Annotated in this window: 8 protein-coding genes; 2 read left to right on the forward strand and 6 right to left on the reverse strand. The window is 68.1% G+C overall.

Translation table 11 applies throughout. From position 1 onward, the window contains the following. Window positions 1–33: 33 nt before the first annotated feature. The 6 genes from ACFV0T_RS32070 to ACFV0T_RS32095 form a co-directional block, all read right to left on the reverse strand. Entirely contained in the window at window positions 34–291 is a 258-nt protein-coding gene (locus ACFV0T_RS32070; protein WP_385786825.1) for a hypothetical protein, read from the reverse strand. After that, a complete protein-coding gene (locus ACFV0T_RS32075; protein WP_385786827.1) occupies window positions 288–2,354 on the reverse strand; it encodes an ATP-binding protein in 2,067 nt (688 codons plus the stop codon). The genes ACFV0T_RS32070 and ACFV0T_RS32075 overlap by 4 nt, the downstream gene beginning before the upstream one ends. Continuing rightward, window positions 2,351–3,544: a DUF4255 domain-containing protein gene (locus ACFV0T_RS32080; protein WP_385786830.1), complete on the reverse strand. Its 1,194-nt coding sequence runs from the start codon at window positions 3,542–3,544 to the stop codon at window positions 2,351–2,353. The genes ACFV0T_RS32075 and ACFV0T_RS32080 overlap by 4 nt, the downstream gene beginning before the upstream one ends. A gap of 1,180 nt (window positions 3,545–4,724) precedes the next feature. Then, a complete protein-coding gene (locus ACFV0T_RS32085; RefSeq protein ID WP_385786833.1) occupies window positions 4,725–5,447 on the reverse strand; it encodes a hypothetical protein in 723 nt (240 codons plus the stop codon). Between the two features lie 4 nt (window positions 5,448–5,451). Beyond that, window positions 5,452–5,976, reverse strand: coding sequence for a phage tail protein (locus tag ACFV0T_RS32090; protein ID WP_385786836.1), 525 nt, complete (start codon window positions 5,974–5,976; stop codon window positions 5,452–5,454). Between the two features lie 11 nt (window positions 5,977–5,987). Further along, window positions 5,988–7,712 carry a phage tail sheath C-terminal domain-containing protein gene (locus tag ACFV0T_RS32095; protein ID WP_385786839.1) on the reverse strand — a complete coding sequence of 575 codons (1,725 nt, stop codon included), beginning with the start codon at window positions 7,710–7,712 and terminating at the stop codon, window positions 5,988–5,990. Between the two features lie 1,035 nt (window positions 7,713–8,747). Between ACFV0T_RS32095 and ACFV0T_RS32100 the strand changes: the two genes are divergently transcribed. Continuing rightward, window positions 8,748–11,432 (forward strand): DUF4157 domain-containing protein, encoded by a 2,685-nt coding sequence (locus ACFV0T_RS32100; RefSeq protein ID WP_385786842.1) that lies wholly within the window; start codon window positions 8,748–8,750, stop codon window positions 11,430–11,432. A gap of 682 nt (window positions 11,433–12,114) precedes the next feature. Next, window positions 12,115–13,959, forward strand: coding sequence for an ABC transporter ATP-binding protein (locus ACFV0T_RS32105; RefSeq protein WP_385786843.1), 1,845 nt, complete (start codon window positions 12,115–12,117; stop codon window positions 13,957–13,959). The last annotated feature ends 67 nt before the right edge of the window (window positions 13,960–14,026 follow it).

A 14,026-nucleotide genomic window follows, 5' to 3' on the forward strand; every position in this document is an offset into this window, starting at 1 on the left:
AAGGCTGATCGTTCGCTCGGGAAGCGCGTTCCTTCATCCCGTTCCCCCTAGCGGCAAGCGCAGGCTGCCGTGGACCGCGCGGGCGATATGGCGTCCGAAGGCGGCCGAATCCGCTGCGGCGGTAATCGTTGGCGGGGTGGCGCGGTGCGGTTGCTGGTCCTGACGGGGGGCGACCGGGTCGCGGGACAGCAGGTCGCCGAGCTCGGATTCCAGGGCCGTACGAAGAGCAGCAGTGTCGCCGGGAGCGATGCCGTCGAAGATCAGTCGTCCGATGTGCAGCTCGATCCTCATGACGTCACCCCCGTCGAGCCGTCCCAGACGAAGTCGCCTTCGGACAGCGGCATTTCCACCTTGCGCAGTTCCGTCCGGGCGGCCGCCAGGACCGTCGCCATCCCGATCGCGGTTCCCTCGCCGGCGGCGGTGAAGGCGGCATTGAGAGCGATGTTGCGGATCATTCCGCCGCTCAGCGGCAGCCCGGCGAGATGGTCCAGGTCGAGGGCGTCGACGGGGGCTGAGGCCGGGAAGACCCGTGCCCACATCTCGCGGCGTTGCGTGGTGTCGGGGAAGGCGAAGGGGACGATGAACCGCAACCGTCGCAGGAAAGCGGTGTCCAGGGACCGGCGCAAGTTCGTGGCGAGGATGGCCAGGCCCTGGTACGCCTCCATTCGCTGCAGCAGATAGCTGACCTCGATGTTGGCGTACCGGTCGTGGGAGTCCTTGATCTGGCTGCGTTTGCCGAACAGTGCGTCCGCCTCGTCGAAGAAGAGGATCGCACCGCCTGGCTCGGCGGCGTCGAACAGTCGGCGCAGGTTCTTCTCCGTCTCGCCGATGTACTTGCTCACGGCCGCCGACAGATCGACCCGATAGAGGTCGAGGCTCAGATGCCGAGCCAGGACCTCGGCGGCCATCGTCTTGCCGGTACCGCTCGGACCGGTGAACAGGACGCTGATACCCAGTCCCCGGTTGTGTGTCCCTGCGAAACCCCAGTTCTGATAGACCGTGCAGCGCTGCGCCACCTGATCTCCGATCTGCCGCAGCAGGGCGGCCTCCTGGGCGGGCAGCACGATGTCGTCCCAGGTGGCCTTCGGCTCCAGACGCTGGGCCAGGGCGCCCAGGCGCGGCCGGGTGCGGGCCAGGCACGCGCGCCAGGCGATGTCGGGGTCGGTGCCCGACGCTGTCGCGATCTCCTGGATCGCGGACAGGCCCAGCGCGAACTGGCCGGCCAGCCGGTCCGCGTCCTTCGGCGGGAACGCTGTCCTCCAGGTGGCGGCACGTTCGGCGATCGGGGGCGGTGCGATGTCCACCCCCGACGTCGGAGCCGGTACGTCGGGCCGCAATTCCCGGGTCGCGACGAAGCACGGGCCGCCGCTGCGCTGCAGGAAGCGCCCGACCAACCGGTCGCCTGCGCCGTCTGTGCCGCCTACGAACTCGGTATCGTCCGCGTCGAGGTAGAGGGCGAACGGGAGCAGCAGGGCCTCCCGCTGCCAGAGCCTCGCGATGCTCTCGAGTTCCGCCGTCGGCTCGGGAAGCAGCCCTGCCGGCAGCCTGTACAGCAGCAGACCCAGCTGGGCGGCGGACTGCGCGGCCACTGACTGTTTGCTCTCCCGGTCGGCGCCGAGAAGCTGGATGACAGGGAGTCGACCCCCGGCCCAGGAGGGTGTGTGCCGCCAGCACTCCGTGATCGCCTCCTCGGCGGAGTGCTGGGACGGCGCAAGACCGGCTGGCGCGGCCTGCGACTCCACGGCTGTCAGGAAGGGCTCGAGGCGGTCGTCGAGATAGTCAAGTCCCTTGACGTGGTTCACGATCCGCTCGTCGGCGCGCAGTGGGCTGGTCACCAGGAGCTGTTCGGCCGTCCGGCTGATCTCCACGAGCTGCCAGAAGCGCAGCCCGCGGTACGGCGACATGACGTCCCAGGCGGGCTCCGGGAAGAGGGACAGAGCCAGCGCGAAGGTCGGGCCGGACACCATGGGGCGGCCCTGGGCCTGGGCGCACAGGTCGGCGACCGAGGGGTCCAGCTCCTGGGCCACGCAGAGCAGCAGCGTGTGCAGTTCGAAGGAGGAGAGTCCGAGAAGACCGCCGAGACTGATCAGGGCGGGGGGAGGCTGGGCCTCCGCCGCGTGTTCCATGTCCTTCTCAGCAGTCTTGAGTTCTTCCTCGGTGACGGTCACGACGGGGGGTTCGGAGCGCGTCTCGATGTGCGCGCGGAGCGCCAGCCGTAGCCATGCGAGCGCGGCCGACAGATACCGGCTGTTGTCCGCCTGCCAGCTGTCCTCGCGGTCCTGCGTCGACTTGGAATTCGGTGCCCACAGGGGACCGGCCGGGATCTCGGGCCCGGAGGCGGAAGCGGTCGTCATGTCACCACCACCGCTGTGTCGGCCGCGAATTGCGGCTGCGCGGAGTCGGCATCCAGCAGAGGGCTGTCTACACCGTCGACCCGCAGTCGCAGTGCGTACCGGCCGGGCCGCACGTCGGCCATCCGAAAGTGGAGCGTACGGGTGGCCTGATCGAACTGATCCGCTGGTACCGGCAATTCCCCGACAAGCAATTCGACGCGCTGATCGGGGTGCGCCGAGGATTGACACGTCACCGTGAGCAACGCTGTGCCTCTGGCATCACGCATGACGGACAACGGCAGGCTGCTCGTGATCCTCGGAGCGATGCTCACCGGGAGGGCCTTCGTGGTCTGTTCCCTTCCGTCAGCCGCCGCGAGCACCAGTGTCACCGACCAGGTGCCGGCGGCGAGATCGTCGGGGAGGTGGGCACGGACCTCGGTGCCGCCGACGTTCCGGACGTCCTGGACAAGGCGATTGCCGTGCAAGGGGTGAGTGAGGCGGAGAGACGGGACACCGGAGTCCAGTTGGTTCCCTGTGAGGACCAGATCTTCCCCGGGCAGCATGACCGGCACAGTGACCGCCTCCAGGGCCGGCCAACGGTCGGCGGCGCTGGCGGCGGCCTCAAGGCCTCTGCCGTCCTCGCCACGGCGTACGACTGGCAGGGGAGCCCGCCCCGGCAGCGTGCTGTCGATCAGCACTACGCGGGCCTCGTAGGCGACCGAAGTGCGGTACTGGCTCTGGAACGCGGTCCACAGTTTGGTGCTGTCTTCGACGCCGAGAGGGACGTGAGTGATTCTCACCCGCTCGCTCTGCTGGTGGAGGTTGCTGAAGAGAGCGGCGGACTTGAGGTCGTCCGGACTGAGTTCGGGGTGGTCGTGCAAGGCCGACATCGCGGCGCCGAGGATGCGGTCCGCGGCCGAAGCTCCCGCGTCCCCGCTCGCGTACGGCGTGACCAGGTAGTGCAGGACCAGAGGGAGCATGGGGCGGCGGGTCTCACCGGGGCGCGTGCCGTCGGGGTCGGCGTTGAGCCACCCACCGTCGATCGATGTCCGGTAGAGAAAGATGTTGAGTCCGGCGGAGGGATGCTCCGTGAACGCTTCGTCAGGGGGATGGGCGGTCACCATGATTCCGGGCACCATGCGGCCCACCGCGCCCTGCAGGATGGCGCGGAGAGTCTCCGTCACTGCGGCGACAGCGAAGGCGTCGCTCACGACCGCCCCCGCAGGTATTCATCGAGACTGAGCTGGGGCCGCCTGGGAGCTGAACGGGGTGGGGCGGCTCGTGGCGGGGCGGCTCGGACCTCGAGCCGGTCGATGGTGATGCGTACGACCGGTTCGGCGGCCTTCGGTGTGCCAGGCGCCCGCCCCTCCCTGGGCGGCGCCGTGACGGCAAGGGGTGTGACCGCGGGCCGTACGGAGTGGGAGGTGTGGGCATGGTCGCCCGATGGGCCAGGCTGGGCTCCCGGAGCGAAAGGCGGAACGCTGTGTACAGGTAGGTCGGCTTCGGGCGTCTCTGTGGCAGGTGGTGAAACTCGCTCATCGCCAGGCGGGGCTCCGTCGCTCTGGGCGGAGGCCGCTGCTTCTTGGGTATGGGCAACCCGCGCCTCGGCCCGCACGACGAAGTGACAGCCGATTCCGCCCTGAAGGCCGTCCACGGACGCCCGTTTCGGCGTCGGTGACGAGCGGTTCTTTGGCTCTGCGACGACCTTGCGGTCCCCAGTGTCGGCCGCACCTGGCGTGATGGCCGCTCCCAGGGGGGAAGGCGGTCTAGTGGGGGTGTTCGACGCAAAGGTGGTCGTCGGTCTCGTAGGGATGCCCGGCGCACGGGTGGCGGACGGCCCGAGTGGGGCATCCGAGCCCGGTTCGATCGATGCTGCCGGCGCGAGGGGGAATCGTGGGCGGGGTCCGGCTCCGGGGCCTGGGTTGCTGTCCAACGCCAGTCCGGGGTCGGGCTGTGGGGCCGGTCCGCGCCGCGGGGAGATGTCGGCCCAAGGGGGGTCGGTGTGCATGCCAGAGCCTGGGAGGGCCTCGCTCACGTCTGTAGGCCTGGACGTTGCCCGGGGCAGCGGTCGGCCAGGGGAAGGGGGCGCACCGGCTGCCGTCGCCGTCCGTGGCCCCTGCTCTGCTTCCGGAGCCGTCCTAGGTGCTGGCTCCTGATCCGGCCGTGATTCGGTCGCAGGTTCGTGCCGGAGTTGTGGCCCTGGTCCCGGCGCCGACAGCGTGGAGGCACGTGGTTCCTGGACGGCAAGCGCCGGGGGGCGCCGTTCCACAAACGCAGGAGGAACGGGATCGCCGTCCGTCTGCAGGCGTGGCGCCGCCGCGTCGAACACGTTCGGCAGCAGCGGCCGCAGCCTTGGGCCCGGCTCCTGCAGCAGCCGGCCGATGAAGTCGCTCATCCGGCCGACGCCGCCAGGTAGAACCTGCGCCGGGCCGGGCTTACAGCGAGGACTTCGGACTCCGACCATCCGTACACACAGGCGAGCGTGTGCACTTCATGGAGGAGGCGACGCGCATACCCCTCGACCTCTGCCCACAGATAGTCGGCGACGTCGAGCGCCGCAGTCCAGGCGTGTCGGCAGTACGGACAGGTGAGCGGGAGGACTGTGTCGGCGCCTGGATCGAGGTCGGCGAGGCGCTGCGCCACTGTTTCGAGGACCCCTTCCGGTAGGTCGTCAGTTGCGGGGGTCGTGTCGACCACACAGCGGCTGAGCAACGTACGCCGGGCTTCGGGGGAAGCGGGGTCGACAGCCAGCAGATCTCGTCCGGTGAGTGCGCGGTACGTGACCTCGTACCCCTCGGCCAGCAGCGTGGCCGGATCACGTCTCGGGCCCGGAACGTTCCGTCGCCCCGGCGGGCGCAGTTCGTCCGTGGTGACCGAGACCTCGAGAGGCTCGTCGCAGTTCGGGCAATCGGCAGCGCAAGGCAAGGCGGCACCGAAGGACGCCTCGCGCAGGTCGAGCAGCAGCGCGTTCAGGTCGGCAAGGGGGAGGTCGGCGACTGCTTCGCCGGGCGATGCCGCTGCCGCGGCGAGCAGGAGAGCGCGGGCAGGCGCTGCCTGCCCGTCTCCGGTCTCCCACACACTGAGCAATTGGACCTCGGTGAGTTCCGGCCTCATCGGGTCACCCCGAGGCCGTGTCACTGAACTGCGGCTGCTGCGGCGGGTTCGTGCGCTCCCGTACCCAACCGTGGTGCTCCAGCTTGATGTGCTCGAAGGCGACGCCGTTGGCGTTGGCATCGAGGTCCGGCAGACCCTGGTACTCCGAGACCCAGCAGTCGTGGACGGAGTACGAGAGCACCTGCTGACCGGCCTCGTCGAACACGTCGATGATCAGGTCGCGGCGGAAGTCCTTGAGGGAGGTCTCCAGGCCTCCTGCCGAGTTCCGCAGGCTCCACACTCGGTTGGCCCACTCCTCGAACGCCGTGTCGACGGTGCAGCCGCGTTCCAGCGTGATGGCCTCGTATTCGGTTCGGCCGGGAAGTTTGTGGCTGCTCCCCGGATCGCCGCCGTCACGGTGCTTGATGACTTCGGTGGTCCGCTTCAGCCCGCTGACTTTGCTGATTCCCGCGATGTACTCGGTGGATCCGCTGAACTTCACCCGGAACCGGAAGTTCTTGAAAGGGTCCCGGCGCGTGATTTCCGGCATCAGCCGTCCTCCTAGACCTGGATCTGCCCGGCGAGCTGTTGAATATGGACGACCACGAATTCAGCCGGCTTCAGCGGGGCGAAGCCGACCTGGACGTTGACGATCCCGCGGTCGATGTCGTTCTGCGGATTGTTCTCCCGGTCGCACTTGACCAGATACGCCTCCTGGGGTGTCCGTCCCTGGAAGGCACCCGCACGGAACAGCGAGTTCATGAACGCCCCGACGTTCAGTCGGATCGACGCCCACAGCGGCTCGTCGTTGGGCTCGAACACCACCCACTGGGTCCCACGGAAGAGGCTCTCCTCGACGAACAGGGCAAGTCGGCGCACCGGCAGGTACTTCCATTCGTCGGCGAGACGGTCCGCTCCCCGCATGGTGCGCGCGCCCCAGGCCACCGGCCCCACGGCCGGCAGTCGACGCAGACAGTTGATGCCTAGAGGGTTGAGTCGGCCGTTCTCCAGGTCGGTGAGCGGCACCTCCAACTCGCTGACGCCGTTGAGTGAGGCGTCCGTGCCCGCCGCGGCCTTCCACACGCCGCGCTGCACGTCGGTCCGCGCGAGAACGCCGGCCATGACGCCGCAGGGTGGGAAGGGCCTGGTCGCACCCTGGCGCAGGGGATCCGGTGCGATGATCCGCGGGAAGTACAGTGCGGCGTTTTTCGTGGAGTCTCCGGAGGGGAGGCTCGGCGCGGTGTTGTTCGTGACCACGTCGAGGGAAAGAGCGGAGCCCCCTGCTTCTGGGATCCATTCCCACGGTGGATCCACCAGGAGGATGGCACGCCGGGCGACGCAGAGCTCGAGTGCCCTGTCCTGAAGTGCTTTCACCGCGTCCTGGCTGCCGAGATGGTCATAACAGCCAGGTAGACAGAGCAGATTGAAGATGTCTGTCTTGAGCAGGTGGTAGAGGCCTGTCTTGTCGTTCTCTGCGTGCAGATAACTGTCCAGCGTAGGCATGACGTCGGCAGGGGGGCTGCCTTTGGGCGGGGCGGTGAAGCATTCGCGTGCCTTGCCCTCGTCCGACTTCTCGGGGTCGGCGAAGGGGTCGGCGCCGGGCGTTTCCGGTTCGTCGTTCTCGGGGGGCAGCCCCACGACGGGATTTTCCGGGTCTACCTTGACCAGCCGGGACGTGGCAAGCACGTCTGCGAGGCTCCGCGGGCTGTCACTGTCGATGCTGACGTTGAGATATCGCTCCTCAGCGCCGGTTCCGGTGTCGCGGATGGTCAGGTTGTACAGTTTGCGTTTGCTGAGGGGCAGCTTCGGGTCTTCGGACGTGTCGTGGTCGACCCGGGCGCGAAGATTCAGTGCCCAGGAACCGGGGCTGGCGGCCAGGAGGCCGGGAGTCCTGCGGGAGCGAGCAGCTGCCGGGGCCTCGGGAGCCCTGTCCCCAGGATCGGGCTCAGGGGCGGTAGGGGTGGCGGCGCCGCCAGTTGCCCGCTGGGAGCCACCAATGGGGAGCGCCACGGGAACGGATTCGCCCACCACCCTGACAATCTCGGCTTCACTGCCGCCGTTCATATAGAACTGGTAGACGGCGTAGCTCAAAGGACTGTCCGAGTGCAGGCCGCCAAAAACGTTCTCGTAGTCCGCCCAGCCGGTGATGTGCACTGGTCGGTCTACCGGCCCGCGGGACGCGTATCCGACGAACGCGGCGATAGCGGTCGGAACTCCGGTGATGGTCCGGACCGCGCTCTTGACCTCATCGATATAGACGCCGGGATAGGTGGTGTTCACAGGCATGGAAGCCTCTTTTCTCCAGCCCGGATACGCCGCCTTCCCGGGGCATCTGCCGGCGGGGCTCCGGCAAGCCGAGGCGGCCGCGCAGGCGCGAACGGTGAATGACGCTGTTCGAAGATCCTTTACGCAGCGTATGCGGACTGCGCGGCGGGTGGGGAGCAGGGGAGAGGACTTTCCTTCTCTGGAGTGATGTCTTTGGGCTGATCGCCGCCATGCCGACGGACGGCGCCTGCCTTGGCCGCTGTACGGACCTGGCAGCCGGATTCGGGACGGTGGATCCTTCGACTAGATGCTGGCGAGCATGATCGCCTGACACCAGTGCGGCCTGCAGTACGGCGCGGTCACACGTTGGGTGGAAGGCCAGCCCAAGGCCGTCCCAGCTATGCCCCACCCCCGCTTCTCTCCCCACCGCCAGGCCGTTGACCACGAGGAATGCGGAAGTCCTGCTGGAGTACCAGCCGTCGGTCGCCCCGGTCACTCCGGCGGTGTCCGGTTGACGCCGGGCGCCGGACTTGAGGTTGCCGCCACGCGGGCGGACGGTTTGGATTTGGATCGATCCAACGATCAGGGCGCCATCATCGATGTGCTGACGTCGGGACGCCGAGGACAGCGTCAAACAATTCTCCGGGATGCACCGTGTCCAGAACCCATGCCGCACCGCATACGACGCCGCAACCGGAGCATCGCCCCGCCCCTAGGTCGCCCAGCGGCCCCCAGAGCCAGTCCCAGTCCCGTTCCGCATCGCCGGGGGCGGCCATCACAGGGGAACGGACCACCAACGGAGCCTCCGGACCACCTGATGCCTCGTACCTGCTCCGCATCGAGGATTTCACCCGTGTCCCGGTGTGCTCTGCCACGGCGGATCAGCTTCAGCCACGGCTGGCGGCACGATCGTCCGGCGACGTCTTCGAGCAGGAAGCCGACCGGGCGGCGGAGCACGTGGTCGGCGGGGCCCCGTCCGGGTCGCCGCCACCACACCCTCCTGAGCGCGGGACCGGGGTTCAGCGGGCAACAATGGTTCCGGCAGCGTCCACCGCCGTGCCGACAGAGGTGGACGACGTCGTGCGCTCGTCGGGACAGCCCCTGGAACCTGACGCGCGGGCGTTCATGGAGCAGCGCTTCGGACGTGACTTTTCGGGGGTGCGGGTTCACACCGATGCCGAGGCGGCGCGGTCGGCCCAAAGCGTCCAGGCCCTCGCCTACACCGTCGGGAGGCACATCGCTTTCGCCCCGGGCATGTATGCGCCGGCCACTCGCGAGGGACGGCGCCTGCTGGCCCACGAGCTGACCCATGTGGCTCAGCAGACGGAAGCCCGCGGTGCGGGTGCGCGTCCGACGCTCCAAAGACAGCAGGCCCCGGCCCAGGGAGCCACCAAGGTGTCCCCGAAAAGGGGCTTCGTCATTTACCTCGCCGACCCCGATGGCGACAAGCTCGAGGCAGAGCTCCTGCGGCGCGGCATCCTCAAACCCGGCCTGTACGACGACACCTGGCGCTTCGCCGGGGACGGCTACTACTTCGAAAAGGTCAGCGGCACCGGACCGACGGCGATTCACACCCATGTGCTCGATGCGATTTCCATCTTCAACGCGGCAGGGGTGATCATCGGCTTCCGCATCGTTTCCCACCTGCCGGGCCAAGGTCAAGGAGGCCAGGTGGGCGAGCAGAAGCCGGTGGAGAGTCCGGCTCAGCTGAAGGCCGAGTTCGACGCGTTGTCGGAGCCGGTCAAGGCCCTGTTGAAGGATGCGGCATCGCGCAACGAAGCCACCCTCGAGCAGGTCATGCGCATCGCGAGGAAGCTCGATCGGCTGGCGCCGGAGGATCAGCAAGTGTACAAGCCGCTGGCCAAGCACTTCGCATCCGACCTGGACGCGTTCGAACGATCGATCGACGCCTATGTCGAGTTCAAATCCAACATCAAGGCGCAGGCGGATGCCGAGCGAAAGGGAGCCGCGTCCGGGAAAGAAGGATCCGGCAAGGAAGAGACCCTTGAGCAGAAGCTGGCCAAGACGTGGAGCCGGTTCGACGAGAAGAACTTCGCCAACATGAGTGTCGCCCAGAAAGAGGAGTTGGCTCGGGAAGTCGCTTCGGAACAGCGCAGCATCCAGCTGGAACACATGGCGGAGCACCCCGGAGAAACGGCCGTCGGTATGGCCGAGGGAATGGTCCGCCTGGACAAGACGGCTGCAAGGATCGTCGACGACGTGAAGGAGGCTGCCGACGGGAAGAGAGGCGTCTACGCCCGTCTCGCGGGCGCCGCAGGCGCTTACAACAAGTACGTGGCAGCCGCCGCTTCCGTGGTGTTCGTCGCGCTCCTGTTCGTACCCGGCGTGAACCTGATCGAAATGGCCGCGTTCGGTCTTGCGACGGCCGCGGCGACCATCGCGGTGTCGGCGGCGGAATCCGAACTGCGCATCAAGGCCGCGGGTGAAGCCAAGAGTCCCGAGGAGCTCAAGAAGCAGACGGCCGGGGCGGCGGCGGCCCAGGTCCAGATCGTCATGGCCACTCTGATGCTGGCGCTGATGGTGGTCGCGAAGATCGTCGCCCGTTTGCCGTTGCCGGGCCGCTACCAGAACGTGGGGGCGGCGCTGAGCGCGGCGCAGAAGGCCCTGCTGGAGAAGAGCGGCATCGGTCCGGCATGGCAGGGCGTCAAGGCCGACCTGCTCGGCAAGCTCCGCGCGTCGAAGCGGGGGTTGCCCGAGGCCCTGGCGGAGCAGACGAACGAAGTCGCGGCGGAGGCGAAGTACGTGGAGGCCATGTCGGGCGAGGAGTTTGTGCAGCACCTGGCCGACGGCGACCCGAAGCTTGCCGATCTCGGCATTCCGCCCGCGCAGGCAAAGGGAATGCAGCAGATGGCGGCGGCGACGCCGGAAGGTGCGAACATCGCGGAGCAGCTCCGGCGCAACACGCTCCAGGCGTTGCAGGAAGCGCCGGCGGAGGCGGCGAAGAAGGTCGACACCTTCGTGAAGGGCGTCGACGGCTCCGTCGAGAAGGTGGCGGCAGCCAAGAATCCGGAACAGCTGAAATCGGCCATCGAACAAGGGAAGAAGAGTTTCGGCTCCGAAAGCCAGGCCCGCCAGGCGCTCGCCGAAGAGCAGGCCTTCATGAAGAAGAGGATGGTGGGGGCGCGGCGCCGGACTCTGGAGGAGCAGGCTCGCAAGCAGTTGAACGAACTGTCGGCGGCGATGACGGAGATCCAGACGAAGATCGCCGATTTGAAGGAGGCCGAGTTCGCGGCGGTGAGAAAGGTCATCGAGCTCAAGCGGAAGGTCGCGGGAAGCCCGGCCGGCAGCGATGCCCATGCAGCCGCACAGAGGGAACTGGCCGCGGCCCAAGAGGTGGTGGCCGAGCTGAAGGAGCAGGACGCGCTGGGGGGATACCGGGAAGAGGCAGAGAAAACGAAAGTGGCAGAAGGGAAGGTCTTCGCATCCCTGGGACTCGGCCGCCCGAACTTGTGGGAGGCGACGAAGGCAACCATCAGGAAGGCGGCCAAGACGCTGAACGGAAAGTTCCTCGATGCCAACACGTTGGAAGTCATCGAGGGGACTCCGGAATACGGCCACGTACGGGGCAGAGAAAACCGCCGACTCGTTCTGGAAGCCGCCGAGCAGGGCATGAACCAGGAGCAGTTCAACCGCTGGGTCAACGCGCACCCGGAGTGGTTCCAGTTGGAGACGCTGGAGAACAATCGCAGCCGCCGCTTCGAGAAGAAGGGGACCGACTGACGCTGCGTCGGCCCCACCTAGCCGCCGTCATCATCCGCCCGTCAGGCGATCCGAAGGAATCACCCTAGTGTGATGTCCCCGAAAGGGCGGTCTTGGACTGTGTCCTATGTGGTGAGGCGGATGTATCGCTTGTAGCAGCCGATGGCTGCTGCGAGTCCGACAGCTGCGCGTGAGGGCGGCGTACGGCGCACAGAGCGTGGTCACCGACGTCATTCGTCTTCGCGGTTGCCGTTGTTGGGCGCCGGAGGATGCCCTTGGCAGGGGAGTTGATCTACGGAGGCCCGGCGCCCCTGGCGGGCGGAAGAAATTTGAAGAGCAACGGCCTGCGCTTGACTGTCTCGAAGGGCTGGGCAAAGCTCTCGAACGGCCGCGGGCGCCGTGCCATTTGCAGGTACCGGTGCTCGGCGTACTGCACAACTTGCGAAGAGCGCACCGCAAGCGAAGGTCAAGGGGTCGCAGGTTCAAATCCTGTCGTCCCGACGGTGTCGACCAGCGGGTCTGCCCATACGGGCGGGCCCGCTGGTCGCGTTTGCGCGCCAGGTCGCGTGGGGCCGCCCGTCGGGAAATTCGCTTGGACTGCGGGTGTCGTCGCGGGACACTGCGATTCCTGGCCTGGCCCGTCGGGGCACGTCGGCATCGCCGCGAGCCGCGAGGGCCCCGTCGTCGTGATCACGAGGTGGGCATGGGATCGCCTGAATCGCGCGTTGCCACGCCGGGCAGGGGCCCGGTGCTGCTCGTCCTTCGATACTACGGACGGGAGTTGGTCCGGCTCAGGCTGCTGGCGGCGCCCGCGATGCTGCTGCCGGCGCTGGGCAACATCGGTATCAACTACCTCGCGCCGCTGGTCGTCGCGAAGCTCGTCGGCCGTATCGCCGACGGCTCCGGCATGGACTCCGGCTCGACACTGCCGTACGTCCTCGCCTTCGCCGGGGCCCTGCTGTGCGCTGAGGCGCTGTGGCGGGCCGGCCTGCACTGTCTGAACCGCCTCGACGCCCTGGGCATCGAGCACCTCTACGTGATCGGCATGGGCGAGCTGTTCGCCAAGGACGCCGCCTTCTTCCACGACAACTTCGCCGGGTCGCTGACCAAGCGGGTGCTGAGCTTCGCCTCCCGATTCGAGGAGGTCGTCGACACGATGACCTTCCAGATCATGGGCAGCTGCGTGCCGCTGCTGTTCGGATCGGTGGTGCTGTGGCGCTACGAACCGCTGCTCGTCGTCGGCCTTCTGGTGATGATCGCGCTGACCGCGCTGTGCGTGGTGCCCCTCATCCGGCGCCGTCAGGCGCTCGTCGACCAGCGCGAGGAGGCGATCGCCCGGGTCTCCGGCCATGTCGCCGACAGCCTGATGAACATGGACACGGTCCGGGCGTTCGCCGCCGAGGAACTCGAGGCCGCCGAACACCGCTCCCGCGTCGCGGAGTCGAGGCGGCTCACCCTGCTTTCGTGGGACTACGGCAACCTGCGCATCGACACGCTGGTCGCGCCGATGTCGGTGCTGACCAACGCGCTGGGTCTGCTGCTCGCGGTCGCCCTCGGCGGGGGCGGACACAGCGTGGAGACGGTCGTGGTCGCCTTCACGTACTACTCCAACGCGACCCGGATCATGTTCGAGTTCAATCAGATCTACCGCCGTCTGGAGAGCTCGCTGACGGAGGCCGCGCAGTTCACCGAACTGCTGCTGACCTCGCCGACCGTGCTCGACCCGGTGTCGCCGGAGCCGCTGCTGTCCCGGTCCGCCGACGTCCGGTTCGACCAGGTGACGTTCGCCCACACCGGCGCGGAGCCGCTGTTCGAGGGCCTCGACCTGACGGTCCCGAGCGGGTCGAGGATCGGTCTCGTCGGCCGGTCCGGCGGGGGCAAGACCACGCTCACGCGGCTGCTGCTGCGGATGACGGACATCGACGCCGGCCGGATCCTGATCGGCGGCCAGGACATCAGCCGGCTGCGCCAGGCCGACCTGCGCGGCCTGATCGCCTACGTGCCGCAGGACCCGGCGATGTTCCACCGCTCACTGCGGGACAACATCGCCTTCGCCCGGCCGGACGCCACCGACGCCGAGATCCGGCGCGCGGCCGAGGCGGCGCACGTCACGGAGTTCGCCGACGGGCTTGTGGACGGCTTCGACACCATGGTGGGCGAGCGCGGGGTCAAGCTGTCCGGCGGACAGCGCCAGCGGGTCGCCCTCGCCCGGGCGATCCTGCGGGACGCGCCGATCCTGCTGCTCGACGAGGCGACCAGCGCCCTCGACTCCGAGAGCGAGATCCTCGTCCAGGAGGCGCTGTGGCGGCTGATGGAGGGGCGGACCGCGCTCGTGGTCGCGCACCGGCTGAGCACGGTCGCCACCATGGACCGGCTCGTCGTCCTCGATCACGGACGGATCGTCGAGCAGGGCACCCACCAGGAGCTGCTCGCGGCCGACGGCGCGTACGCGAAGCTGTGGCAGCACCAGTCGGGCGGCTTCCTCGGCGACCGGCCCGTCGGTGACGGGCCCGTCCACGACAAGCCCGCGCGCGCCGACCTGCACTGACCGCGCACCGGACCCCGCCTCGCCCGCAGGATGACGAGGCGGGGGCTTCGCCGGGTCCGCGGGAGAC

Origin of the sequence: Streptomyces sp. NPDC059582, assembly GCF_042735715.1 — a bacterium.
In the GTDB taxonomy this organism is placed as follows: domain Bacteria; phylum Actinomycetota; class Actinomycetes; order Streptomycetales; family Streptomycetaceae; genus Streptomyces.